The sequence below is a fragment of the Bacillus sp. sid0103 genome (assembly GCF_019219025.1).
Genome location: NZ_JAHUWN010000003.1, coordinates 171,359 through 197,644, shown reverse-complemented (window position 1 = coordinate 197,644; position 26,286 = coordinate 171,359). Strand labels below are relative to the sequence as shown.

The following is a 26,286-nucleotide window of genomic DNA, read 5'->3' as shown; positions in this document are numbered from 1 at the left end:
TCTCAACAAGGGGAGCGCCAATTGGAAGCTCCCTGTTCATACCTTTTAATAGACTACTTTGACAAAGGTTAAAGGGGGAGACTATGGAGATACTTATACAACAGTTATTTAATGGTTTAACCATCGGCAGCGTATACGCTCTTGTTGCCCTAGGATTAACACTCGTTTATGGAATTCTGCACATTCCAAATTTTGCGCATGGAGCCTTATACATGATGGGTGGATACATAACCTTAACGATGATGACCAAATTTGGACTACATTATTGGATTGCCATTTTCGTTTCTGTTATTGTTGTTGGTCTCATAGGTGTATTGATGGAAAGGTTTGTTTTTCATCCGCTTAGGGAAGCGCCGCCCATCCACGATAAGATTGCTGCAATTGGAATATTACTATTCTTAGAAGCCTTCGCCCAATTTTATTGGGGTGCTGAATACCAGTCAATGCCAACACCTTACGGAGAGGTCGTCCAGATCCTTGGGTTAACGTTTACGATGCAGCGAATTCTCATCGTTGTTGCAGCTCTAGTTGTCATGGTCCTTTTATACCTTTTCTTAAAAAAGACCTATACTGGGGCAACCATTATCGCGATGTCCCAAAATCGAGAAGGAGCCAATCTGGTTGGGATTAACACAAACAAGGTTGCGATGCTTACCTTTATGATATCTGGTGGGCTTGCTGCGATCGCCAGCTCTCTCTCTGCACCTATTAATCTAGTATTCCCAGGAATGGGACAACTTGTTATTTTAAAAGCGTTTGTCATCATTATCCTTGGCGGTATGGGAAGTATTCCTGGTGCCATTGTCGGAGGGTATATTTTAGGATTTAGCGAGAGCTTAGGCGCGACCTATGTTTCAAATGATTACAAGGACATTATTGCCTTCGTCCTCTTAGTCATTATTTTAACAGTAAAGCCAACCGGTTTGTTTTCAAAGGGGGGCCAGCATTAATGTCAAAGGTAATTAACAAAAGAAACACCATTTCATTTTTAATTTTACTGGCTGTCGTATTTCCTTTAATGACTGATAACACCTACTTTGTTCATGTCATGACCCTCTCTTTTATTTGGATGATTGGTGTCTACGGGCTAAATTTACTTGCGGGTTATACCGGCTATCTATCATTGGCACATTCAGGCTTCTTTGCTATAGGAGCCTATTCATTAGGGATCTTAACGGTAAAAGTGCAGTTGAATTTCTGGCTAGCCTTTCTATTATCCTTATTCATTACTAGTCTAATCGGACTTGTTGTGGGCATCATCGCCTTTCGGACGAAGGAACATTTTTTCGCCATCTATACCTTGTGCTTAGGATATATCCTTTATCTTATTATCGATAAATGGGACAGCTTAACGGAAGGGGTACGGGGGCTGATTGGGATTCCAGCACCGGCAGGAATTGGTCTAATTAATTTTGAATCCGAGATCTCTCATTATTATTTGGTCTTGTTTTTCTTGCTCCTTGTAGTTCTTGTCATGTATCGAATTGTGCATTCTTTATCAGGAAGAACCTATATCGCCATACGTAATAGTGAAGATTTAGCGAAGACGATTGGAATCTCAACGATGAAAAACAAACTAACTGTCTTCGTGTTATCGACCCTGTTTGCCGGTCTGTCTGGGGCGCTTTATGCCTCTTTTGTCCGCTTTATCGGACCAGATATTGGATCCATTTCAATTACCTTTGATTTACTAACCTATTTACTTATTGGCGGGATTGGTACCTTAAGTGGACCGCTTGTCGGAACACTGCTTATTGTTTGGCTCTCACAGCAACTTCAGGGTTTTCAGGAGTACCGGATGCTCATTTTTGGTCCTGTTTTAACCTTGTTGGTCATTTTTTACCCGCGCGGAATTGTCGGTGCTGTTTCAAGCACGTATACAAAGCTTAAGGGGAAAAAGGAACTTCACAGGACAAAAGTTAGTGGGAATGGCGCAATCAGGGCTGAAATACACCCTGACAAGCAGGTAAAGGAGGGGTGAAAATGATTTTTTTAGAAACGAAGAATTTAACAAAAAGATTTGGAGGACTAATAGCTGTAAACAATGTTGATTTTGCGATCGAAAAAGGGAAAATCAATGCCATCATTGGTCCGAATGGGGCAGGGAAATCTACATTTTTTAACTTAATTAGCGGCTTTCATCGTCCGACCTCAGGTTCAGTCATTTTTAATAGTCGAGATATTACCACCTTACCTTCCGATAAAATTGCAAAGTTGGGAGTGGCCCGCACGTTTCAAACAACCAATCTGTTTGAGAAATCAACCGTTTTAGACAATGTCATAGTCGGGCATCGGTTAAGGACAAAATCAAACTTGCTGGATGCTATCTTTAGGACACCACGTCTTAAATCGGAGGAAGCACAATGCCGCGAAAAAGCAATGGAAGTACTTGAATTTGTGGAATTAAAAAATGTTGCCAGTAAACTAGTTGGCAGTTTAACGCAAGAAGAAAAAAAACGAACCGCCTTTGCGTTAGCCCTTGCTACCAATCCTGAAGTTGTCTTTCTAGATGAACCAGCAGCAGGGGTTAATCCCGATGAAACAGAAGGCCTCGCCGAGTTAATGAAAAAAATGGTCTCTTCCGGGATTACGGTGTGTTTAATCGAGCACAAGATGCAAATGATCATGAAAATTGCAGATAAAATTATGGTTTTGAATTACGGTGAAAAAATTGCTGAAGGAAGCCCTGATGAAATTCGTAATAACGAGATGGTTATTAAGGCTTATTTGGGAGGGAGCGCGATTGCTTAATGTAAAAGATGTCTCTGTCAAATATGGAAGCTTTACCGCCATTCATGACGTGAATATTGAAGTAAACGAAGGGGAAATCGTCGTCTTATTAGGTTCAAATGGCGCTGGAAAAAGCACCACCTTTCGTACGATTAGCGGATTAAACAAGCTCTCAGCTGGAGAGATCATTTTTCAAGGAAAAAAACTAAACAAGCGATCAGCTGATCAAATTGTCCAATTAGGTATCGGTCAATGCCCAGAAGGACGAAAGCTTTTTCCGGCCATGTCTGTAGAGGAAAACCTGCGTATGGGTGCATATATACATCGCAGGCATAAAGGAGATATCAAACAGTCACTCGAGCATGTTTACGAACTTTTTCCTATCTTAAAAGAAAAAAGAAATGATGCAGCGGGTTCTCTAAGCGGAGGACAGCAGCAAATGTTAGCTATAGGCAGGGCATTAATGTCAAAACCGAAACTGATGCTTCTCGACGAACCATCTGTAGGACTTGCCCCACTTATTGTAGAGCAAATGTTTACGGTGATTCAAAAGATTAATAAAGCGGGAACGACCATATTGTTAGCAGAACAAAATGCGAATGCTGCTCTAAAAATAGCTGATAAAGGCTATGTTTTTGAAAATGGCTCCATTGTATTACAAGGCACGTCCCAGGAGTTATTTGCAAACGATGGAATAAGAAAAGCTTACATTGGGGCATGACAAACCATGCTTTTAAAAGGGGTGATGAACGGTCGATTCATCACTAAAAGTAACTGAAAATTCAGGTAAATAAAAGGGGGAAATTAAATGAAAAGAATCAAGTCTCTGTTAATGATGGGTTTTATCTTTGTCATGATTTTTAGTTTGGCAGCATGTAATAGCACATCCGAAAAACCAGCTAACACCCAACCAGCTGCAGGCGGTAAAAATGATGGCGCTGCTACTGTTAACATTGGTTATACTGGACCATTAAGCGGGCCGGCTGCATTCTATGGGGAGCGAACCTTAAACGGTGTGAAGATGGCTGCCGAGGAGATTAATCGTGCAGGCGGGATTGAAGTCGCCGGGAAAAAATATAACCTAAATATCGTATCATTAGACGATAAATACTTACCGAATGAGGCAGGAGCCAATGCCAAGCGATTAATTCAGGAAAATAAAACCCCAATTATTTTTACACCTCATAGTGGAGGCGTATTTGCCCTTCAGGTATTCAACCAACAAGATAAATTTATCATCGGTGCCTATACGAGTGAACCAAAAGTTTCAGAGGTAGGTAATAATCTGACCGTTCGTATTCCCCCTCGTTATGATGGATACTTAGAACCTTTCACGAGTTATGAAATGGAAAAGTTTGGAAAGAAGATTGCCTTCCTGCCAACAGCTTCACAATATGGAAAGGACTGGTCTGACAAACTAAAGTCTCATTGGGAAAAAGAAGGTGGAAAGGTTGTTTATAATTCTTCTATCGACTTTACGAAAGAGACAGACTTCTTTACTATCGTCACCAATGCTTTAAAGAAAAAGCCAGATGTGCTATTCATAGGCGGTGCCTCTGAGCCAACTGCGAAAGTTGCGAAACAAGCGAGAGAGTTAGGCTTTAAGGGTGGATTCATTGTGATGGACCAAGCAAAATTCGATGAGATGAAAGCGGTTACCGATTCTTATGATGTACTAAATGGTTCTATCGGGGTCATGCCGTTAGTTGAATCAAATAGCCCTGCAATCCCTGAATTTGCAAAAAAATATAAGGAGAAATATGGGGAGACCCCTGGCTCAGAAGCAGGTCTAAATTATATTGCAACCTATATTTTTGCAGAAGCGATGAAGGCAGCTGGATCCGTCGATGACGCTGAAAAAATCCAAGCGCAAATGCAAGCTGGAGTTGAAAATATCCCTGATAATGTAAAGATTTATGATTTCACGAAGTTTGCTGGCGGCGGTTTTGATGGAGAATTAGAAGTGGCAGCTATTGAGGAGGGGAAAATTGTCCCTATTAAGCTGAAGAAATAATCGCTTTTAATTGAATACCCCCTTGTTATTTATACGTAAATTCATTTACGTATGTTTTCAAGGGGGCCATTTACTTAAATTATTTTTTGAAAAAAATAAAAATTTTGAGACTAATAGGAAAAACGTATTCATATTTCGTGTGATGGAGAAATATAGTTTTGATAGTGCTTTGGTCAATCCTCCTGTCAAAAGTAATAGTTATATAGTGTTTCAAAAAGGAGGGGGAAACAGATTGTTTAGAATTGTTCCGCTTGAATTAGAAACCCACTTCGCCGAGGGAACGGTTAATGCCTTTTTGGCAATTGGTGATTCAGTAACATTAATCGACACAGGTAACCCTGGTAAGGCGTCATTTCAACAACTTAAAAGTAAACTACATACGCACGGAGTTACATTGAAGGATATTGATCAGATTGTCCTTACCCACATTCATATCGACCATGCGGGAGCAATCCCTTTCATACAGGAAGAAATAGAGTTGCCAATCTATGTCCATGAACAGGCAAGATGGTCCATTAATGCAAGAATAGAAGAGTATGAACGAGTACAGGCATATTTTCATCAGTTTTTAACGACCTGTGGTGCCAATCCATTAAAGCACATCATCGAACGTCCATTTAAAGAGGAAAATTGGAGGAATGTTACATATATAACTGAGGATGATGGAATTTTCTTAGGTGGGAAGGAGTTTGAAGTGGTTTATGTTCCCGGACATAGTCAATCTGATATTTTACTATGGAACCAGGAAACAGGCGATACATTTGCAGGCGATCATTTATTAAAGGCCTTTTCCGTGAATGCCTTTATCGAGCCGCCTAATCCTGGTGAGGTTATTCGTCCACGGCCATTAATGCAATACCGAAACTCGCTTGAAAGAGTAAGCCGACTGCCACTGAAAATGATTTACCCAGGTCACGGTGAGGCATTTAGCGATCATTTGTCACTAATCAAAACAAGATTACTAGAACAGGAAAAACGGTGTGAGCAAATTCTATCGATTCTTTCAAGCGGTGATAAAACCATCTATGAAATTTGCAAGGAAATGTATCCTCGTTTACATGGGAAAACGGTGTTCCTAGGATTATCACAAATACAAGGCCACTTGGACTTACTTGAAGAAAGACAGCAGATACGCAATGAACCAAAAGGGTCGGTTGTTATATATCGTTCGATCTAGCCTAGATTTTAAAAAAAGGAGCAGATGGTGTGAAGCTAAAAGACCTGCTAGAAACAAATATCGCCGATTTCGGTGAATATCCTTTCTTATTTTACAAAGAAAAGACCTTCACAAATGTTGAAACGAAGTATTACGCTAACCAATTTGCTTGTGGCTTGCGAAGACTTTTTATTGCTAAGGGTGACAGGGTAATGGTTTGTATGCCCAATTGTCCTGAGGTCCTCTTTTCCTATCAAGGGATTACCCGAGCGGGAGCGACGATTGTCCCGGTTATGTTTACTCTCCATCCGAAGGAACTTCACTACATCGCACGGAATTCCGGGGCAAAAGCTGTAATTACCTCCTCCACAGTCCGGAGTAATGTTGAAATGTCACTAGAAGGATTGCCAGAAAAACCGCTGTTGATTGTTGTGGATCAGCCTTCAGATGATCGGGCGAAAAACTTTTATGATGCGTTCGTCCCTGCCAAAAATCAACTTGATGAAAAATGGAACGCGGATGATATAGCCGTCATTCTGTATACCTCAGGTACGACCGGAAATCCAAAAGGAGTGCTTCTAACACATAAAAACTTATTTTCCAATGCCGAGAATTCGGCAAAACATAATGAAACTGAGCGGGGTACCACACTTGGAGTCCTGCCACTTGCGCATGTGTATGGCCTGACAATCTCGAATATTTGTTATCTTACAGGCAGCTCCATCGTTATTTTTTCAAGCTTTGATCTAGAAGCCGTATTTAAGTCCATTGAAAAGTATAAAGTGAAGACATTCTCAGCCGTTCCCGCGATGATTCACGCCATGGTATCTTATCCAAGAGTTGACCAATTTAACACCTCTAGTCTTGAATCTGTTGGTTCCGGGTCTGCTCCGCTGCCAGTTGCCCTAATGCATGCTTTTGAACAAAAATTTGGCGCAAAAGTTTTTGAGGGCTATGGGTTATCAGAGGCTGCTCCTGTAGTTACTGCTCACCGGAAAGGCATTGAAATAAAACCAGGCTCTGTTGGGATTCCGATTGCAGGGGTTGAGGTGAAAATTGTCGATGAAACTGGAGAGGAAGTTTCAATGGGTGATGTGGGGGAACTAATCGTCCGTGGTGAAAATGTTACGCCAGGCTATTATCAAAATATGGAAGAAACCAATAGAGTTTTAAAGAATTCATGGTTATTTACAGGCGATATGGCGCGGATTGATGACGAGGGCTATGTCTATATTGTTGACCGAAAAAAGGACTTAATTATTCGCGGCGGCTTTAATGTGTATCCTCGTGATGTCGAAGAAATATTGAATGCTCATGAACAAGTGTTTGAGGCAGCCGTTGTGGGTGTACCGGATGAACGAATGGGTGAAGAGATGGTTGCCTGTGTTGTAAAAAAGCCAGACTCTGAAGTAACCGAGAAAGAACTAATCATCTATTGCCAAGACCATTTAGCGAAAAACAAAACACCGCGAAGAATTGTTTTTTTAGAGGCACTACCCAGGAATGGTGTCGGGAAAATATTAAAAACGCATCTTCGTAAGCAGGCATCAGAAATTGTCATCAAACCGTAAATGAAAAAAGGAGGAGAAAGAAAATGAAAAAAAGAACCATCTTAACAACGAGCAGCCGAGGATTGCTAGAGGATTCTTTCCCGTACCGATTATACCAAAAAGCAAAGCGGTTAGGGACGTGGAACCCGGCGGATATCGATTTCAGTAAGGATCAAAGAGATTGGAAGGTGATGAATGCCGAGCAGAAAGCAGATATTTTGCGGTTGATTTCTCAATTTCAAGCTGGTGAAGAAGCAGTTACTTTGGACTTGCTTCCATTAATAATGGCCATTGCGAAGGAAGGACGTCTTGAAGAAGAAATGTTCTTAACGACCTTTTTATACGAAGAAGCGAAACATACTGAATTTTTCCGGTTAGTATTGAATGCCATTGATGAACGAGGGGACCTATCCCAATTTCATACAGAAACCTACCAGAAGATTTTCTATGAAATTCTCCCCTCGACAATGGAACGGCTTATCACCGACCAATCTCCAGAAGCCATTGCCGAGGCATCGGTGGTCTACAACATGTTTGTCGAAGGGGTTTTAGCAGAGACCGGCTATTTTTCCTTTTATGCGGCCTTAGAAACTGCTGGTTTCATGCCTGGTCTGCTCGAGGGAATCGGTAATTTAAAAAAGGATGAGTCCAGGCATATCGGCTATGGAACATTCCTATTGCAGCGCTTGATTTGTGAGCATCCACATCTCTTTGATTTAGTGGCTGCCAAGATGGGCGAACTGACTCCATTAGCAATTAGGCTGAATCAAGAAGGTATCACAGGAAGGGAGGTAAGTGCATTTGGAGGGGATCCGGATGACACTATGAACTTTACGTTAAAACAACTCTCTGTTCGAATGGAGATCTTAGCCCGTGCGAAAGGCAAAAAAATCGAAGAGATTTATAGATTTTCAGAAAGTGAGTTAGGTGTATTGTAAGAAGAATCGGAAGGCCTGTTCATGGGCATTTGTTCCCGATCCTCTATGGGCTGGTGCTAGACAGAAATAGATTTTGAAGAGCCCGGGTAAAGCATGTTCACACTTCAATGTCTATGGAGGTAGAGCGACGCAAATGGTATGGAATTCTGTTTGGCCAAAACTAATGTAGAGGTGAGGATGAAAATGAAAACAACTTTATCCCAGTTTATGTTACGTACGGGAATTTATAGTGGTTCAAACTCTAGGGCGATGGTCCCGAGTCTTTTTGCAGGTCTTGGTGCCAAACGTGTGCTCCTTTTAAGTGACAGAGGTTTAGAGACGGCAGGTATCGTTGAAAAAGTGGCCGATATTTTTTCGCTGACAGGACATGGTTCTGGTCCAGAATTGGTTGGCCAATTTTTAGATATAAAGCAGGATGCGGAAAGCCGCTGCATAAATGAAGCTGTTCGTTATGCAAGAGAAATCGGTGCTGATTCTTTACTTGCAGTTGGCGGAGGCAGTGTCCTTGATACCGTAAAAGGGGTAAAATATGCGCTCCATAAGGGTTTAACGGATATTAAAGAGGCAATTCCCGACGGCTTATTGTATGAGTCGTTTCCTAAAGCAACTTACATGCCAATTCCGCATATTGCGATCCCGACCACAGCGGGTACTGGTTCAGAGGTTTCACCGATTGCCGTTATTTTTAATGAAGATATCCAAATGAAGACGAATATTATTAATCCATTTATTAATGCCGATATGGCAATCTTGGATCCTGATTTAACCGTTGGACTCCCGCCGGTGATAACGGCATTTACAGGGTTTGATGCCTTAACACATGCGATCGAGGCGCTTGTCTCACCTAAAGCAACAGGTCTAACTGACGCTTATGCCCTCCATGCTATTCGTCTAATTGAAAAAAATCTGCCGGTTGCCGTTACGGATGGGTCAAACCTTGATGCACGTATGGATTTATTACAGGCAAGCTTAATGGGAATCACCGCGTTCAGTTTTGCTCTAAATGCGATTCCTGTCCACAATATGGCCCACGCCTATGGCGCCTTGTACCGCATCCCGCATGGCCTGGCAAATGCAGTATTTTTACCAGTGGTCATGGAAATGGTTCCAGATTTATATCTGCCAAAGGCTGCTGAATTAGCACAAGCCTTGAATGTGGATGTAAAGGGTGATACTCCACAAACAGCGTTAGCAAAAGTGATTGGAAAAATTAAATTGCTTCAGTATAAGGTTGGATTACCTTCTGATTTCAAGCAATTCAATATTAGCGAAGAGGCCCTTCAGTTGGCGGTTCCAGCGGTCATGAAGGACCCCGCTGCATTAAGCTTTCCAATGCCAAAAGAATTGATTGCCGCAATTGGGCAAAAGGTCGTTCCTTTGACTGTGAAATAGTTTAGTAACTGATGAAAAACCATTATGAAAGTTTCCATATTCATAATGGTTTTTAAATGACAATTTTTAGAAAGATTGTTATTTTTATAGATATCAGACATAGATATGGGAGGAAGTTCAATGAGTGAGATAAGAAAATTGAATGAACAAGAAATGCGAAACTACATAGATATTGTTACTAATGCATATCCCGGGATTATGAATCCATCCTCTGAGGCGAAAGAAGATACATTTAAAAGGTTACTCGACCGCCAATTTAATGATGAGTCATTGGATTTCATGGGATTATTTCGGAATAACAAATTATTAGGTGGTATGCGGGTTCATTACCATAAAATGAATCTTTTTTCAAAACTAATTCCCGTTGGCGGTGTTGGCCTCGTAGCTGTTGACCTATTACATAAAAAAGAAAAAGTCGCAAAAGAATTAATCGAATCCTTCATGAATATCTTCTTGGAAAAGGGAGTAAGCATGGTATTGCTGTACCCATTTCGTCCTGATTTTTATAAGAAAATGGGTTTCGGTTATGGGCCGAAAATGCATCAGTATCGTATCTCACCACTAAGTTTTCCGAAAGGGCCCAGTAAATCAAATTTTCGGTTTTTGAGTATAGAAGACAAAGAAAAGTTGCAGAATGTTATTTCAAAATAGCGGAACAAACCAATGGTATGTTTGTAAAAACGGATGCTGAACTAGAGGGGATGTTCAAAAATCCAGAAAATAGACTCATTGGTTTCGAACAAGAGGATCAAATCAAAGGATACCTATTGTTCTCATTTGAAAAAAGGAGTCAGACAAATTTTGTTTTTAATGATTTAGTGATGAAAGAGTTTGTTTTCGATTCACCTGAAGTGTTGTTAGAAATGAGTACCTTCCTACATAGTCAGGCTGATCAGGTAAATAGGATTGTTTGGAATACACATGAGGACAGCGTCCATTTCTTGATTGACGACCCTCGTAATGGATCCAATAATCTCATACCAAGTGTCTACCATGAAAGTAATAGTTCCGGTGTTGGCTTAATGTACCGAATCATAGATATTAAAGGGATATTTGAAGAGTTAAAACATCATAATTTCAATCATATCACTGCAAATGTAAAACTAGAGATTACAGATACGATGCTGCCTCAGAATAATCGTAACCTAATTCTTCACTCAACCCAAGGTAGGATAAAAGTAATGGACCATGGTGACTATGATGTTAAGTTTTCGCTAGATATATCAGATTTTTCGTCTTTATTAATGGGAGTCGTTTCATTTAAAGAATTATACTTATTTGGAAAAGCAAAGTTGTCCAATCCAAGTTATTTGAATGCAATCAATAGTTTATTTTCAACTACAGAAAAGCCAAGATGCATATCAGCGTTTTAGAGAAGGAGGAGAAACCTATGAATCTTATTATTAAAAAATTAACCGAATGTACAATCCAAGATACGATTACGGCTTGGAATCGGGGGTTTGAAGGCTATTTTGTGCGATTAGAAATGACACCTGAACTATTCTATAACCGTTTGGTTAATGAAGGATTGTCTTTGCAGCATTCGTTGGTTGCTTTTGACGGAGAAGAACCTGTTGCGATCGTTCTAAATGGATTCCGAATCATCGCCGGGAAAAAGACAGCTTGGAATGGCGGGACTGGAATTGCCCCCGATTATCGTGGGAAGGGTGTTTCCAATCTATTAATGGAGGCAGCCTTAAACGTTTATTCTGAAGAGGGAGTTGAAGTGGCTACTCTCGAAGCCATTAAGGAAAATGAAAGGGCAATACGGTTATATCAGCGGTTCGGCTTTGTAATAACGGATTCCATAGTTTATCTAAGTGGGACATTAGATTTAAACTATGCCACGATTCCATGCAAATCTGTTCGGCCCGAGCAGCTCCCAACCTACGATTTTTATAAAAAAGATCTTCCGTGGCAATGTCAATGGCAAAGTGTAAGGTCAGGGGAAGCGCAGATTTATTATGACGAAAATCAGAATCCACTTGGTTACTCATTATATAAAAGGGCATGGAATCAACAGGGGCAATTGGAAAAAGTCTTTCTATATCAACTGGAATTAGTTGCTGAAGTTAAAAAAGAGACCGTTAAGTCTATTTTGACTTCAATTGGTGGAGAAAATCTGAAGTCCGTTACCTTCCTGACAATAAATTGGTCAGTAGCAAATCCTGTTATTCCATTCTTACAAGAGCTGGGATTTGTCAAAACAACTGAACAAGTTCGAATGATGAAAAAAATTAATCAATAAAAATTTTTTGAATCCTAAATCATATTATTATATAATTTTCGTTAGGGCCATTCTCAGGTCGATTGGGCTTGACCTACATAAAATAATAGGATTAGGAGAAATAAAATGGAAAAAGTACTTATTTTCGGACATAAAAATCCTGACACCGATACCATTTGTTCTGCGATTGCGTATGCAGACTTGAAAAAACAATTAGGACTGGATGTTGAACCAGTTCGTTTAGGACAAATCAATGGTGAAACAGAATATGCGCTTAACTATTTCAACGCTGAAGTTCCTCGTTTGGTTGAGGCCGTTGCTAGTGAAGTGAACTCCGTAATTTTAGTCGATCACAACGAGCGCCAGCAAAGTGCCAATGATATCACTGATGTTCGCGTTCTAGAAGTTATTGACCACCACCGGATTGCGAACTTTGAAACGAGCGATCCATTGTATTACCGCTGCGAGCCTGTAGGTTGTACGGCAACCATCCTAAATAAAATGTATAAAGAAAACAATAAAGAAATTAGTAAACAAATTGCAGGTTTAATGCTTTCTGCGATTATTTCTGACTCTTTATTATTTAAATCCCCAACTTGTACACCAGAAGATGTGGCTGCAGCGCGCGAGTTAGCAGAAATTGCTGGAGTGGACGCAGATGTTTATGGACTTGATATGCTAAAAGCTGGGGCAGACGTTCGCGATAAATCTATTTCTGAACTCCTAAGCCTAGATGCAAAAGGATTTGAAATGGGTTCAAGTAAAGTAGAAATCGCTCAAGTGAATGTTGTTGACACAGCAGATGTTCTTGCGCGCCAAGAAGAAATAGAGGCAGCAATTTCAAAGATTATCGAAGAAAAGAACTTAGATTTATTCCTGTTTGTGGTTACAGATATTTTAACAAATGATTCAGTTGGTGTAGCTTTAGGAAGCAAAACAGCTGCGGTCGAGAAAGCATATAATGTAACACTTTCGAATAACACAGCTACATTAAAAGGTGTTGTATCTCGGAAAAAGCAAATTGTACCTGTTTTAACTGATATTTTTACAAAAGGTGAGTAGTAAAATTAACCGTCCATGGACATTTTCATGGACGGTTTTTTCTTTTATTAAACCAGTGGAAATGAAAATGGCAGATAAAGTACTGAAAGTGGCAGATAAAATCGTAAAGTGGCCGATAAAATGAAAAAGCGGCAGATAAAGTGTTCAAAGTGGCAGATAAATCAAAAAGCCTTTAAAAAAGGTAGCTAAAAAGTCGTCTTTGAAAAAGGATCCAGTCGGAAAAAACATCCGGTTTTTCATAATAGGCTAAAACTAAGGCTTGAACAGGAAAATCACTGGCTTTCAAAGCCGTGTTTTAGATTATATTGTTCTAATAATTAAATTCCTTCTTCCCATCGAAAAAAATTTGTTGTAATCTATTAAATATTTAGAAAATCGAAATTATTTTAAAGTTTAGCGGGAGGAAGGAAATGTCTCATGCTGTTTTTGTCACTGATTAGTTCTTTTTTTAATGCACTGAATGCGCTTTATGCGAAGAGAATTGTTGATGAAATGAAGGATAATAATAGTTTCATTGTTACATCCTTTGCATACGTAGGGTTGTTTCTAGGTTTAACATTGCCCTGGCATTATTTATTTAAAGCTAACGTGATTTCGATTTCATTGTTGGTTTTGGTTGTCCTGTTAGATATGTTAGGAAATTTGCTTTTCTTTAAAGCGATGCAGAAAATCGAGGTATCCGTCCTTTCTGTTTACATGGCTTTAACGCCATTGTTTACGTTTATTCCAAATACCATCTTGTATGGTTTTCATCCATTTGTGCTTGTGTCTGTTTTGTTTATCATGGTGGGTGTCTATTTATTGAATCTGAAAGGACGGAACCCGCTAACTCCCTTTTTTGAGTTAAAAAAAGCAGGGAATTTATTGGGGATTGCTTCAGCGGTTGTTTTCGGTGTTAGTATGGTGCCTTCGCAGCAATTACTTGTTCATGGATGGGTAAATCCTGTGACACTTTACTTTTATCGTGCCTGCGGAATTGCTTTGATAACCTATCTAATTTACCGTCCAAAGGTATGGTTTCCGAGCCTGCATAAACATCTTAGTTTACGTGGAATTACCGTCATCATCCAATGGGTCTGTCTGTTCACGGCATTAAAGTTTGCAGATGGAACACTAGTTGTTTCACTAGCTTTCACCTCACCATTATTTGCTGTTTTCTTGGCATGGTACTATTTTAAAGAACGCATTACACCTGCTAAACTAACTGCCTGTGTGATTACTATTTTAGGAATTATTATTACAGTTGTTTAAAGGGAACACTAAAGTAAGGAGGGATGACAGTTGAACCGAAGATTCACGACCACCATGTTCTTGGCTGGTCTGCAATGGTTATTTTTCATGTTTGCGAATACTGTCGTCATCCCGTTAACAATAGGGGTTGCCTTTGACCTATCAGCTGGAGAGGTTGCAAGTGCACTTCAACGATCATTTGTCTATACAGGTGCGGCTTGTATCCTACAAGCTGCTTTTGGTCATAAGTATCCACTTATGGAAGGGCAATCTGGCTTGTGGTGGGGAGCCATCTTAAGTATTTGCGCTTCGGCATCTTCGGCCGGTCTTAATTTGGCAGAACTGGGTGGTGGTCTTTCGCTTGGTATTATTTTTTCAGGCGCTTTAGTTATGATACTCGGATTTTTAGGGATGGGAAGGGTATTAAAGCGCTTGTTTACGCCAGTGGTTATGAGTACGGTACTCTTTTTACTAGCGAGCCAGTTGATTGTTATTTTTACAAAAGGAATGCTTGGATTGGGAACATCCGATCAGATTGATCTACCAACTGCAGGGCTATCTATCCTGTTAATCATTCTCGTTGTCTGGATTAATTTGAAGGGACCTGGAGTTATTCGGAACTTTTCCATCCTTATTGGTATCGTAACAGGATGGGGGATTCACGCCGTATTTTTCCCTGCGCCTGCTGCTCATGTGAGTACATCAACGGAGTTTTTTCAGATCTTTCCCTGGGGGAAACCTAGTTTTAGCTTGGGTCTTATTCTTATGGCAGTGATCACTGGCTTAGTTAATACAACCAATACTATGGCTTCGATAAAAGGGATCGAGCCCATCTTAAAGACCGCAACGACAAATGATCAGTATCAGCGCTCATTTGTGTTAACGGGGATAAATTCGATCGTTTCAGGTCTATTTGGTCTGGTCCCGTATGCTCCCTATATTTCTTCACTGGGGTTTTTACAGTCTACACTCATATTTGAGCGGGCACCCATCATTATAGGGGGAGCGATGTTTATTGTCCTTGGCTTGGTGCCTGAACTAAGCAACCTGTTTTCTACTCTGCCGATCAGTGTCGGTGATGCTGTTTTATTTGTCGCCTATTTGCAACTTTTTAGCGGTGCACTCACCAATCTGAATGGAATTCGTTTTAACCAGAGAACGATTTATCGCATCGCTGCTCCGGTGTTACTGGGTATTGCAATCATGAATATTCCTTCTGAAATGTTTTCTTCGCTGCCGATGCTAGTTCGTCCACTTTTAGGGAGCGGCTTACTTGTAGGAATTTTGCTAGCGATTGTGCTAGAAAATACAATTGATTGGTCCAAACTTGAAAAAACAGTGCAAACTTCCGATAGAAAAATTAGTTAGAGAATGATAAAGGCGCCCTTTAAAACTTAGGGGCGCCTTAATATAGGATATTGGTTTACACCTGTTGCGTCAGCTTTTCTTTTAAAAATGGATATAGACTTACTGCAAGATGAATATTCAAGAATTGTTGGCTGTCTGATAAACTTGTGGACAGAATTTCTTCAATTCGCTTTAATCGATACATCAGCGTGTTCGTATGAACATGGATGGATTCTGCTGCTTCTTTCGCATTTTGATTGTGGTCGAGATAAGCAAATAGCGAAGGGAGGAGCTCTCCTTTTCGAGATTGATCGTATTCAAAAAGAGGTCCAAGAACTTCCGTAATAAAATCGATGAGTTCCTCCTCGGTATTTTGAAGCAGCAGTCGTTGAACACCAAGTTCTTTATAACTGATTACCTGGTTTTTCCCTCCAAAGCTTTGAAGGAATTGTAAGCATTTACCTGCTTCCTGCATCGATTTCGTCACCTTTAATAAACTGGAATGGATTCGGCCGATGCCAATTGAAACAGTGGTTCCCCAATTTTTTATTTGAATTTCCTGTTGAAATTTTGATACAAGCTCCTTCACCCGCTGATGTGTGTAAGTGGTGGAAGCTTTCTGTTGAAAAGTTAGCAATACCATGATTTGATCGTGATTTCGTACCGCCATCCCTTTTAACGGATGTTTTAGAAATACGCGGTTGGCCATTTGGACAAGATGGCGGATGATACTGTTCTTTTTATGAGTGTTTTCAATTTCATCAAGCCGGATCATCAAAGCCATATAATCCCCTAAGGGATCAAAGTCCATCTGTTTTAATTTTTGAAGAATGGTGCCATCCATTTTTCCGGAAAAAAGAACATCAATTAATTCCCCGTTAATGGTTTCCTGTGCCTCAAAAATGGCTTGATCCTTTACCAATTCGAGCGAGATGACCGTACAAGCATGCTCTAATGCGGCAATCTCAACGTCACGCATTTTTTCAGGGGAAACAATAATAAGTGATCCATATAGTGTCGGTTTAGCCCCAATCGGAAGGATCGTAATACATTGATTTTCCTCATGCATGTTTTTTTCAAGCAATGAACGGACTTTTCCAGGTGTTTTGATCGACTCCTGGGCCCATTCCCGAATGGTAACTAATTCATCTTCGGACAGCTTAATTTTATAAGCGGAGGAAATTAATTCGCCAAGATCATCAAATAACAAAATTGTCTGGCCGGTTGTATCGTGCAAATAGGTTATGATGGAATCCAGCCCTTCACCATGTAATACAAGTGCAGCTAATTGATTATGGATATCAACGGAACGGGATAACATCTCATTTTGTTTGGAAATCGTATTATTTAAATCTCCCAGCTGTCTCACCGTCTCTTCCTGCTTACGGTAAAGGTTTGCTTTCTCCAGTGCAACCGCAGCCTGATGGGCAATCGCAGTTAGAAGATTAATATCCTCAGGGATAAAGTGAAGTGACGGATCAAATGAATCAAGCGTTATTACTCCTATACATTCTCCTTTTGACAAAATTGGGGCACAAATCGATGAATAAGGGAGCGTGGGAATCGATTGATTCATAAGCTCATGATTCGTCTTCGAAAGTGTTGCTGTTGCCTTTTCCACTTCTGTTCGGTTGTGAAAAATCAAGCATTGTTGGGCAGAAAAAGCTAATCCGGTCATGGATTCACCTGGTTTTAGCCTTACCCGTGTAATTTCAGATGTAAAGTTGCTGTCAGACTTTGGAATGAGCAGATCTTGGCTAGGGTCATATATGAATAAAACACCCCCGTGGGCCGCTTCAATGACCGAGACCGTTTGGACCATGATGGAATCAATAATTGTATCTATATCAAGAGAAGAGTTTAATACATTGGAAACGTGGATTAATGACTGCAATTGACGATGACTAAGCGTCTCTTTCATTACTGCACCTCGCATTCTAATATCTTGGAATAATGTAAAAATTTCAATTTCTTTTGTTTATTGTAACAAACTTTTCAACCATTTGTGTAATTTTTATCAGGAATAATTAGTTGATAGAACAATTTTTGTTCTTTTTTTTGTGAGTTTACACAAATTGTTTATGAAATATTTTGTAGAAAATAACATAACAAATATTCTGATAAGTTTTATAATTAAAAATACATAAATAATATGCACCGTTCCATTAAAGCATTAAACAATTAGGAAATGTGCAGAAAGGAGTAGAACATTGATTAATAAAGAAAGATTATGGAACCGACTGCAGCTTCTAAGTGAAATTGGAAAGACAGAATCTGAGGGTGTCACTCGTTTGTCTTTCACTCCGGAAGAAAGAGCGGCCAAAGACCTTGTCGCTACATTCATGAAAGAAGCAGGTTTACAAGTTCGTGAGGATGAAGTAGGAAACCTGATCGGCAGGAAGGAAGGATTTAATCCAGAAGCTTCTGTGGTATTAACGGGTTCACATGTGGATTCTGTCTTTAATGGCGGAAATTTTGATGGACCGCTTGGTGTACTGGCAGCTGTTGAAGCTCTTCAAGTCATGAATGAGAAAGGGATTGAAACTGAACATCCAATTGAAGTCATTGCTTTTACTGATGAGGAAGGAGCAAGATTCAGCTTTGGGATGATTGGAAGTCGGGGGATGGCTGGAACACTGACTCAGGATGAATTACTCAATAAGGACAAGCAAGGAATCTCGATTGCCGAAGCGTTTGTCGCCAATGGACTTCAGCCAGAAGCGATCGGAAAAGCAGCTCTTAAGCCCGAAGAGGTGAAGGCGTATGTCGAACTTCATATTGAACAAGGAAAAGTCCTTGAGGGACAAAATCTCTCAGCCGGGATTGTGTCGGGATTAGCCGGTCCATTATGGCTCAAGTTTATTTTAGAAGGTGAAGTTGGTCATGCAGGAGCAACCCCGATGTCCATCAGGCATGATGCGTTAACAGCGGCAGCAAGAGTGATGCTCGTCATTGAAGCAGAAGCGGCTAAGACTGGTACCACCGTCGGAACTGTAGGACAAGTTCAGGTGAATCCTGGTGGAATCAATATTATTCCAGGCCGGGTTGAATTCTCATTAGATCTTCGGGATATTAGTGAAGTTGTTCGTGATGAGGTAGAGGCGAAGATAAGAGAACAGGCCGAGCAGATTTGTGAGGCCCAAGGTGTTAAGTTAACAATTGAAGACCTGCAGAGGGTAGCACCGGCACCTTGTGCTGACATCGTTAAAAATTCAGCCAAAGATGCCTTTGAAAAATTAGGTCTAGAAAGCTATTACCTTCCAAGTGGTGCAGGTCATGATGGGATGCAATTGATGGACTTATGTCCAATGGGTATGATATTCATCCGTTCCAAAAATGGAATAAGTCATGACCCAGCTGAATGGAGTTCAAAAGAGGATTGTGTAGACGGTGCGAATGTTCTTTATCATACAATCCTAAATCTAGCGGTTCAAAAAGTGAATGTAACAACAAATTAATAGGGGATGACAAGCATGAGTAGTATTACAACAGTAAATCTAAATCAACTAGCAGAAGAAACAAAAGAGCAAGTTATTGCCTGGAGAAGGCATTTGCATCAAAATCCTGAATTATCTTTCCATGAGGAAAAAACATCTCAATTTATTTATGATACCTTACATTCGTTTGGAAACTTAGAGATTTCACGTCCGACAAAAACAAGTGTCGTTGCACGGTTAATTGGAGCAGAACCAGGTAAAACACTCGCCATTCGTGCCGATATGGATGCCTTGCCAATCCAAGAAGAAAACACATTCGAATTTGCGTCCCAAAATCCTGGAGTGATGCATGCTTGCGGCCATGACGGTCACACTGCAATGCTGCTTGGAACAGCAAAAATTCTTTCAGGCTTAAAGGATCAAATAAAAGGGGAAGTTCGCTTCTTGTTTCAGCATGCGGAAGAGTTATTCCCAGGCGGAGCAGAGGAAATGGTGGAAGCAGGAGTAATGGACGGGGTAGACCTTGTCATTGGTACACACCTTTGGTCACCAATTGAAAAAGGCAAAGTTGGAGTGGTTTACGGTCCGATGATGGCTTCACCAGACACTTTCTGGATTACCGTGAATGGTAAAGGTGGACATGCCGCACTGCCACACCAAACCATCGATTCTATTGCTGTGGCTGCACAGGTTGTCACAAACCTCCAGCATATTGTCTCAAGGAATACTGACCCACTAGATAGTTTGGTTATATCCGTCACGCAATTTATTGCAGGAACCACTCATAATGTGATTCCTGGCTCTGTTAAAATTTGGGGTACCGTGCGGAGTTTTGATCGAACACTTCGTGAATCGATTCCAGCTAAAATGGAGCGCATCGTTAAGGGGATTACTGAAGCACATGAAGCAACCTATGACTTTAAATATGAGTTTGGCTATCGCCCTGTCATCAATAATGATGAAGTGACGGCAGTGATTGAAGAAACTGTTCGAGAAGTATTTGGTGAAGAGGCACTTGATATGATGCGACCAAATATGGGAGGAGAAGATTTCTCCGCATTTATGGAAAAAGCACCCGGCTGTTACTTCTATGTAGGAGCAGGAAATGAGGAACAAGGAATTACTTATCCACATCATCACGAACGTTTCACAATTGATGAAGATGCACTCGAAATTGGGGTAAAAACTTTCCTACATGCAACCTTTAAATTTTTAGGATAAAAATTACGTTATTTAGGACCTTCGTGCAAACTATAGAAAGAAATACTTCACGGAGGTTCAGCTATATAAATAGAAAGAAGGCATCATTTATTTTATAAAATTGGGGGTTTATCTATGAAATTACATCAGCTTCTTGCAATCATACCATTTATTGGGTTACTTGGTGGAGTTCCGTTCTTTAATAAAGTCACTCCCTATGTGTTCGGGATGCCTTTCGTTCTCTTTTACATTGTTCTCTGGGTTGTATTAACCTCAGGAATTATGGCGATTGTGTTTAAATTGGACCCAACAAATAAGGAGGAGGAGATCTAATGAATACAGCACTTATTATAATTTTCGGATTTTTAGCTTTATCCATCTTCCTTGGGGTTCAAGCACAAAAAGGGAAGGACATGAGCCTTGAACAATGGTCCGTTGGTGGTCGTGGCTTTGGTACCATCTTCGTTTTCTTATTAATGGCAGGGGAAATTTACACTACCTTTACCTTCTTAGGCGGAAGTGGCTGGGCTTACGGTAAAGGCGGCCCAACCTATTATATCTTAGGGTACGGCTGTTTAGCATACATCATGTCTTATTGGTTGCTTCCAGCAATATGGAAATATGCGAAAGAGAACAAATTAATGTCACAATCCGACTTTTTCGTTAGTAAGTATAAAAGCCCATTACTTGGTGTTTTTGTATCTATAGTGGGTGTTGTTGCACTAATTCCGTATCTTGTTCTCCAATTAAAAGGTCTTGGTATCATTGTTTCGGAAGCTTCTGCTGGTTCGATTTCATCTACTGCAGCGATCTGGATTGGTGTAATTTCTGTAACAGTTTACGTGATGCTTTCCGGAATTCACGGTTCTGCTTGGACAGCTGTTATTAAGGATATCATGATTTTAGGTATTGTTGTATTCTTGGGGATATATTTACCAATTCATTACTACGGCGGCTTCCAACCAATGTTTGAAGCGATTGAAGCTGCAAAACCAGGATTCCTTGCTCTACCAGAAACTGGTTTAAGTGTATCATGGTTTATTTCTACAGTACTATTAACGGCTCTTGGTTTTTATATGTGGCCGCATACGTTTGGTTCTATCTATTCTGCACAAAGTTCAAAGGTATTTCGTAAGAATGCCATTATCATGCCACTTTATCAGTTAGTATTATTATTTGTCTTTTTTGTAGGCTTTGCCGCCATCCTTCAGGTGAAAGGGTTGGAGGGCCCAGCAGGTGACCTTGCTTTATTAAAACTTTCCATGCAGACATTCGATCCATGGGTTGTCGGATTAATTGGTGCTGCTGGATTATTAACAGCCATCGTTCCAGGTTCAATGATTATGATGTCAGCGGCTACCTTATTAGCGAAAAACGTTTATAAAGTGTTTGTACCAAAAGCGTCAGACCAACAAGTATCTAAATTAGCAAAGAACTTAGTACCAGTGGTTGCCATTATCGCTCTATACTTTACCTTTAAAGGCGGGGATACTCTTGTAACGTTGTTATTAATGGGGTACAGCCTTGTAACACAATTGTTCCCAGCATTGGTATTCAGCTTAGCTAAAAAGAACGTGGTCACAAAAGCAGGTGCTTTTGCCGGTATTGCAGTGGGGGTATTTACAGTTGCCTACATTACAATCAGCGCTTCAACAATTGGGACACTTTTCCCTGCGTTGCCGCAATTCGTAAAAGACCTAAACGTAGGAGTTATTGCTTTAATCATCAATTTAGTGGTTACATTCGCAGTTAGTTTCGTAACAAAATCTGCGAATGCGGCCAACACAAATGAACGTGTAGCATAATGATTAAAATCAACAATAATAACACCCCCATAGTCGATGTGCTTCGACTACTGGGGGTGTTTTATTTTTGTGTAAAATCATTTATTCATTATGTGTTTGATTTTCTTCTTTCCGATGGTTCATCATGAAAAACGTTAAAGGCTGCTCTGACCCTGACATCAACTTATACACATAGGAAGAAGTGATTTTATAGCCCTCGTCTATTTTTGTCGCTAAATAATTTGTTCGTTCAAACAGAATCGAACGAATATGATTGATTTGCCTAGAGATTTTGTCCATTAGTGCTTCTTGAGTGTCCAAACGCTGTAAAACTCCGCTTTGAAATTCCTCTTGTTTCGTGATTTTTTCAACTACCTCTATTTGCAATTCCAACTGTTTATTCATTTGAAGGACAAGTTGATGATTAGCATCCTCATAACGCTCCATCCTATTACGTAAATCGTTCAGTTGTTCGCCAACATGGTTCCATTGGGAGAATTGTGTTTTTTCTTGCAACTGTGTTTGATTCCCTAATTCCGATAAAGCTTTTTCGAGGGCAGTATTTGCCTTATGTTGTTCATTAATTAGTTCCGACAAAAAATCCTGTCGTGATACGACCTGATTCGATGTGTGCAGCTGTCGTTTATTTTTGTAAACATCCGGATGATCACTGTTGTTAATGAATAATCCCATACCTCTCTCCGCCTTTTTATGTTTTTGATTGTAATAGTTTATGCTTAAATCACATAAGAAGGGACATGATTGGGCTAGACCAGTGGTGATTGTTGATGTAAATAAAAAAGCTTGGGTTTCATCCCAAGCTTTTTTGTGAATATATTTGTTTACACTAGCTGTGCCGTTTTCAAAACAAACTTTTCAATGACCTTGGCTACTCCATCATTCATATTTGTATCAGTCACATAATCAGCTTTATCCTTAATATCTTCTGGAGCATTGCCCATTGCTACACCAAGGCCTGCAAACTCAATCATCGCCAAATCATTATAGCTGTCTCCCATGGCAATCACTTCTTCGCGCTCAATCCCGAGCTTCCCAATCAATTGATGGAGGCTTGTTCCTTTCGTTACTCCAGCTTCGGTAAACTCCAAAAAGAAAGGCTTTGAGCGCATCACGCTTAGTTGTCCAGCTAACTCCTGCTGAAGCTTTTGTTCCACTTCGGCAAGTTTCGTTTCCTCTTCAAGCATTAACACTTTAACAACTGGTTCTTTTATTGATTCAACGAAACTGTCAACCTCAAAGATCTCTAGACCAGTAATTTCACCTTCTATATCGGTATATTGATTCCCTGCTTCCGTTACAATGGAATCACCGACATAGGTATGCAACCAAACATTTTCACGGCGGCTTAACTCGTATAAATGATGAACTGTTTCCGGTGTTAATGTACTGCTAAAAAGTTCTTCACCAGTTTGGCAGTTTGTTATTTTTGCACCATTAAAAGATAATATAAAACTGCCATATTCCTTTAATTGCAATTCTTCAGCAATTTTATACATGGCATAGGTTGGACGCCCTGAAGCTAATACCACTTTAACACCCAATTGCTGAACATCCATTAACGCTTTCTTTGTACGTGGGGAAATCGTATGGTCGTCCTGTAACAACGTATCATCTAGGTCTAATACAATCATTTTATATGTCATTCTTGTTAGATTCCTCTCTTCACGATATTTTCTATCCTTATCTTACTATAAGTTTTGGAAAAAAACTTATAACATTTGAATCCAATTGGGAAGGAGGTAAATAAAATATAGTAAATTCCTAAATAATGAAGGTGATTACTGTGTCTATTTTTAATATATTTAAAAGTAAATGTAGTATTTGTAAGAGAAAAGTAAGTCCGTTGCGGAAATATATGAATGATAAGGGGGATATAGTAAAAGTGTGTGTCCCTTGCTCGGAATATGCGGAAAGAAGGGCTTATCGGAAAATAAAGTAATCGTTTTGCGCGCAAAGTGATATTTTTACTCTCATGGACAAGCTGTACTTTTTTGCTCTTTGCTGTACAATTTCTAGGAGGAAAATGGTTTTATATAGAGAAACAAGAGAAAGAGCAATTTATAAAAGATTTGAGGAGGAGTAGTTCAATGCCCATTATTAATGTTCAATTAATGGAAGGAAGACCGCCAGAAAAGGTGGCAGCAGTAATCCGAAATATTACCAATACCGTTTCCGAAACATTAAATGCACCAAAAGAGAGTATAAGAGTGATTGTTACGGAAGTGCCGAAAACTCATTGGGGTATTGCCGGAACCCCAGCTTCGGAAAGATAGATTACTTGAACAGCCTTCAACCTTTGATGACAGAGAAAAACTTGCAATACAGTAAAATTCATCTATGATCAGCCTCTCTTTATGATGAGGGAGGTTCTTATTTTTGAAAAAATATGTAATACTAAAGGAAATAAGATGTGGAGTAAGGAGTATTGTTATGAATCGTTGCGGTTGGGTTAATCAGGATCCATTATATATCGATTATCATGATCATGAATGGGGAGTTCCAGTTTATGATGATCGGTTGCTATTTGAGTATTTAAATCTTGAAGGGGCCCAGGCAGGCCTTAGTTGGTATACAATCTTAAAGAAACGGGAGAACTATCGAAAAGCCTTTGATAACTTTGAACCTGAAAAAATTATCAGCTATGATGAAATGAAAATCGAAGAATTGTTAAATAATGAAGGGATTGTCCGGAATAAGCTTAAAGTCAATGCCGTCATTACGAACGCCCATGCTTTTTTTAAAGTTGTCGAAGAATTTGGTTCATTTAGTAAGTACATATGGTCCTTTGTTAAGGGGAGTCCCATCCAAAACCACTTTAAAGAAATGAAGGATGTTCCTGCCGTCACGGAAATAAGTGATAAATTAAGTAAGGATTTAAAGAAGCGCGGGTTCAAATTTGTTGGCTCGACCATATGTTATGCGTTCATGCAAGCAACAGGGATGGTGAATGATCATATTGTAACCTGTGGATGTTACCAAAAAGCAGTTCAAATTACGAAATAAAAGAAAAAAGCGATTATCTCAATTGAGAGGCATCGCTTTCTTTAATTTGTGTAAAGAAAAATATGAAGGTAGCAATAGACAATAAAAACAGAAAAATCTCACCTTTTGATGGCTCGAACGTTGGGAGGTCTGTTAGGGACAAAAATGAACACTTCCTTCCTTCATTAGATTAGAATTTCAGGTTCGATACCAAAATGTTCAGAAACAATCCAGCGAAATTGTGTAAAAACCTTTTCTAAATCAGGCAATGTAGGTACGTGTTTAGGAACACCAAAAATTGGACCGCTCATATTGAAGCTAAATCTGCCTGGGCCTAAAAAGATACCTGACACATTTATCTGATCACTAATTAATAGTATGGCTAAAAGGATATCCCCAATGTCCAATAATAAACTCAATGTCTTATTTCCTGATTTACCTTCTAAACGCCCAAATCCAGTTAGCGGCCCTCCAACCGAAAGGGCAAATCCTCCTGGTTCTACAATAAGTCTAACGACTGTTACTTGACCGGTTAATAATAAAAATGCAGTAGTAATATCAATGTTCCGTTGGATAGAGATAACTGTTTGCAGGCCTTTTTCTAAGTCACATGTATTATTCAATGATTTCACAACCCACTCAACTTTCATGTGCATCAAATATGACAAGGACAGAAATCTTTGAACCTAATGCATATCTTTTGTATAGTATGAAAATAAATGAAAGATGCAACTAATTTTACAAAAAGAAAGCCCATCAAATTTGATGGGCTTTTTTTATGATGAAAATCTCTACGTAATTAATTACTTCGCTGATTTTTCAATCATAAAATCTGTTGTTGGGATAGGAATAATCTTGCCGCCAATTTGAACATGAATAGTATCGTTGAAAATGGCCTTCACAATTCCTTTTAACGAAATGGTTGAATTAACAGAGATTTTTTTGGATTCAGGTTGGTTTGCCATCGTATCAACGCCTTTCAAAAATTAGATGAGAATAAGAACAAGAAATCTATATAATAATACAATAAATTATTCGAAAAAAATGAATAAACTCCTGCTATGGTTAGGACTTTTTTATAAAAAAAATCGGTCATGTTTCGATCCATCTATATTGTAAAGGGGTGCTAAACAATAATAGTGACTTAACATGAACCGTAGTTCAAGTATCGCATGTTTGGAATCGTCTGTCAACGAAAACATGAACTATGGTTCAA

At 39.6% G+C, this 26,286-nt stretch carries 26 protein-coding genes; 21 read left to right on the top strand and 5 right to left on the bottom strand.

Annotated elements, in window-relative coordinates:
- Positions 1-83 precede the first annotated feature (83 nt).
- The 15 genes from KW850_RS04995 to KW850_RS04930 all read left to right on the top strand — a co-directional run bounded on the left by KW850_RS04995 (position 84) and on the right by KW850_RS04930 (position 15,667).
- Positions 84-950, top strand: a complete 867-nt coding sequence (locus tag KW850_RS04995) for a branched-chain amino acid ABC transporter permease (protein WP_218346462.1) — start codon at positions 84-86, stop codon at positions 948-950.
- Complete coding sequence (locus KW850_RS04990) at positions 950-1,981, top strand: branched-chain amino acid ABC transporter permease (RefSeq protein WP_218346461.1); 1,032 nt, start codon at positions 950-952, stop codon at positions 1,979-1,981. Before KW850_RS04995 ends, KW850_RS04990 begins: the two co-directional genes overlap by 1 nt.
- 2 nt (positions 1,982-1,983) lie before the next feature.
- Positions 1,984-2,751, top strand: a complete 768-nt coding sequence (locus KW850_RS04985) for an ABC transporter ATP-binding protein (protein WP_218346460.1) — start codon at positions 1,984-1,986, stop codon at positions 2,749-2,751.
- Positions 2,744-3,451 (top strand): ABC transporter ATP-binding protein, encoded by a 708-nt coding sequence (locus KW850_RS04980; protein ID WP_218346459.1) that lies wholly within the window; start codon positions 2,744-2,746, stop codon positions 3,449-3,451. The genes KW850_RS04985 and KW850_RS04980 overlap by 8 nt, the downstream gene beginning before the upstream one ends.
- Before the next feature lie 87 nt (positions 3,452-3,538).
- Positions 3,539-4,744, top strand: coding sequence for an ABC transporter substrate-binding protein (locus KW850_RS04975; RefSeq protein WP_218346458.1), 1,206 nt, complete (start codon positions 3,539-3,541; stop codon positions 4,742-4,744).
- Positions 4,745-4,976: 232 nt separating this feature from the next.
- Positions 4,977-5,921, top strand: a complete 945-nt coding sequence (locus KW850_RS04970; protein ID WP_218346457.1) for an MBL fold metallo-hydrolase — start codon at positions 4,977-4,979, stop codon at positions 5,919-5,921.
- A 29-nt stretch (positions 5,922-5,950) separates the two neighbouring features.
- Positions 5,951-7,471: a class I adenylate-forming enzyme family protein gene (locus KW850_RS04965; protein ID WP_218346456.1), complete on the top strand. Its 1,521-nt coding sequence runs from the start codon at positions 5,951-5,953 to the stop codon at positions 7,469-7,471.
- A gap of 23 nt (positions 7,472-7,494) precedes the next feature.
- On the top strand, positions 7,495-8,388 hold the full coding sequence (locus tag KW850_RS04960; RefSeq protein WP_218346455.1) for a R2-like ligand-binding oxidase: 894 nt from the start codon (positions 7,495-7,497) through the stop codon (positions 8,386-8,388).
- 183 nt (positions 8,389-8,571) lie between these two features.
- Positions 8,572-9,780 carry an iron-containing alcohol dehydrogenase gene (locus tag KW850_RS04955; protein WP_218346454.1) on the top strand — a complete coding sequence of 403 codons (1,209 nt, stop codon included), beginning with the start codon at positions 8,572-8,574 and terminating at the stop codon, positions 9,778-9,780.
- A 120-nt stretch (positions 9,781-9,900) separates the two neighbouring features.
- Positions 9,901-10,431, top strand: a complete 531-nt coding sequence (locus tag KW850_RS33135) for a GNAT family N-acetyltransferase (protein ID WP_256358087.1) — start codon at positions 9,901-9,903, stop codon at positions 10,429-10,431.
- Positions 10,432-10,448: 17 nt separating this feature from the next.
- Positions 10,449-11,153 (top strand): GNAT family N-acetyltransferase, encoded by a 705-nt coding sequence (locus KW850_RS33130; RefSeq protein ID WP_256358086.1) that lies wholly within the window; start codon positions 10,449-10,451, stop codon positions 11,151-11,153.
- A gap of 17 nt (positions 11,154-11,170) precedes the next feature.
- Entirely contained in the window at positions 11,171-12,028 is an 858-nt protein-coding gene (locus tag KW850_RS04945; RefSeq protein WP_218346453.1) for a GNAT family N-acetyltransferase, read from the top strand.
- Positions 12,029-12,133: 105 nt separating this feature from the next.
- Positions 12,134-13,069 (top strand): manganese-dependent inorganic pyrophosphatase, encoded by a 936-nt coding sequence (locus KW850_RS04940; RefSeq protein ID WP_218346452.1) that lies wholly within the window; start codon positions 12,134-12,136, stop codon positions 13,067-13,069.
- Positions 13,070-13,486: 417 nt separating this feature from the next.
- Positions 13,487-14,320, top strand: coding sequence for a DMT family transporter (locus KW850_RS04935; RefSeq protein ID WP_218346451.1), 834 nt, complete (start codon positions 13,487-13,489; stop codon positions 14,318-14,320).
- 30 nt (positions 14,321-14,350) lie between these two features.
- Entirely contained in the window at positions 14,351-15,667 is a 1,317-nt protein-coding gene (locus KW850_RS04930) for a uracil/xanthine transporter (RefSeq protein ID WP_256358085.1), read from the top strand.
- Positions 15,668-15,722: 55 nt separating this feature from the next.
- Here the strand turns inward: KW850_RS04930 and KW850_RS04925 are convergent, their stop codons facing one another.
- On the bottom strand, positions 15,723-17,567 hold the full coding sequence (locus KW850_RS04925; RefSeq protein WP_218346450.1) for a helix-turn-helix domain-containing protein: 1,845 nt from the start codon (positions 17,565-17,567) through the stop codon (positions 15,723-15,725).
- A 289-nt stretch (positions 17,568-17,856) separates the two neighbouring features.
- Between KW850_RS04925 and KW850_RS04920 the strand changes: the two genes are divergently transcribed.
- The 4 genes from KW850_RS04920 (at position 17,857) to KW850_RS04905 (ending at position 22,088) form a co-directional block, all read left to right on the top strand.
- Complete coding sequence (locus KW850_RS04920) at positions 17,857-19,104, top strand: Zn-dependent hydrolase (RefSeq protein ID WP_218346449.1); 1,248 nt, start codon at positions 17,857-17,859, stop codon at positions 19,102-19,104.
- Positions 19,105-19,119: 15 nt separating this feature from the next.
- A complete protein-coding gene (locus KW850_RS04915) occupies positions 19,120-20,304 on the top strand; it encodes a M20 family metallopeptidase (protein ID WP_218346448.1) in 1,185 nt (394 codons plus the stop codon).
- A gap of 114 nt (positions 20,305-20,418) precedes the next feature.
- Positions 20,419-20,616, top strand: a complete 198-nt coding sequence (locus tag KW850_RS04910; protein ID WP_218346447.1) for a DUF3311 domain-containing protein — start codon at positions 20,419-20,421, stop codon at positions 20,614-20,616.
- On the top strand, positions 20,616-22,088 hold the full coding sequence (locus KW850_RS04905) for a sodium:solute symporter family protein (protein ID WP_218346446.1): 1,473 nt from the start codon (positions 20,616-20,618) through the stop codon (positions 22,086-22,088). Before KW850_RS04910 ends, KW850_RS04905 begins: the two co-directional genes overlap by 1 nt.
- 81 nt (positions 22,089-22,169) lie before the next feature.
- On the opposite strand, the gene KW850_RS04900 is transcribed toward KW850_RS04905, so the two are convergent.
- On the bottom strand, positions 22,170-22,760 hold the full coding sequence (locus KW850_RS04900) for a hypothetical protein (protein WP_218346445.1): 591 nt from the start codon (positions 22,758-22,760) through the stop codon (positions 22,170-22,172).
- A 149-nt stretch (positions 22,761-22,909) separates the two neighbouring features.
- A complete protein-coding gene (locus KW850_RS04895; protein ID WP_218346444.1) occupies positions 22,910-23,731 on the bottom strand; it encodes a Cof-type HAD-IIB family hydrolase in 822 nt (273 codons plus the stop codon).
- 390 nt (positions 23,732-24,121) lie between these two features.
- Between KW850_RS04895 and KW850_RS04890 the strand changes: the two genes are divergently transcribed.
- Together KW850_RS04890 and KW850_RS04885 are read left to right on the top strand one after the other, a co-directional pair.
- Entirely contained in the window at positions 24,122-24,361 is a 240-nt protein-coding gene (locus KW850_RS04890) for a 4-oxalocrotonate tautomerase (RefSeq protein WP_218346610.1), read from the top strand.
- A 157-nt stretch (positions 24,362-24,518) separates the two neighbouring features.
- Positions 24,519-25,091, top strand: a complete 573-nt coding sequence (locus KW850_RS04885; protein ID WP_218346443.1) for a DNA-3-methyladenine glycosylase I — start codon at positions 24,519-24,521, stop codon at positions 25,089-25,091.
- Between the two features lie 164 nt (positions 25,092-25,255).
- Here KW850_RS04885 and KW850_RS04880 read toward each other — a convergent pair whose 3' ends face one another.
- On the bottom strand, positions 25,256-25,702 hold the full coding sequence (locus KW850_RS04880) for a hypothetical protein (protein ID WP_374226276.1): 447 nt from the start codon (positions 25,700-25,702) through the stop codon (positions 25,256-25,258).
- Positions 25,703-25,873: 171 nt separating this feature from the next.
- Positions 25,874-26,035 (bottom strand): hypothetical protein, encoded by a 162-nt coding sequence (locus KW850_RS04875; RefSeq protein ID WP_218346442.1) that lies wholly within the window; start codon positions 26,033-26,035, stop codon positions 25,874-25,876.
- Between the last annotated feature and the right edge of the window lie 251 nt (positions 26,036-26,286).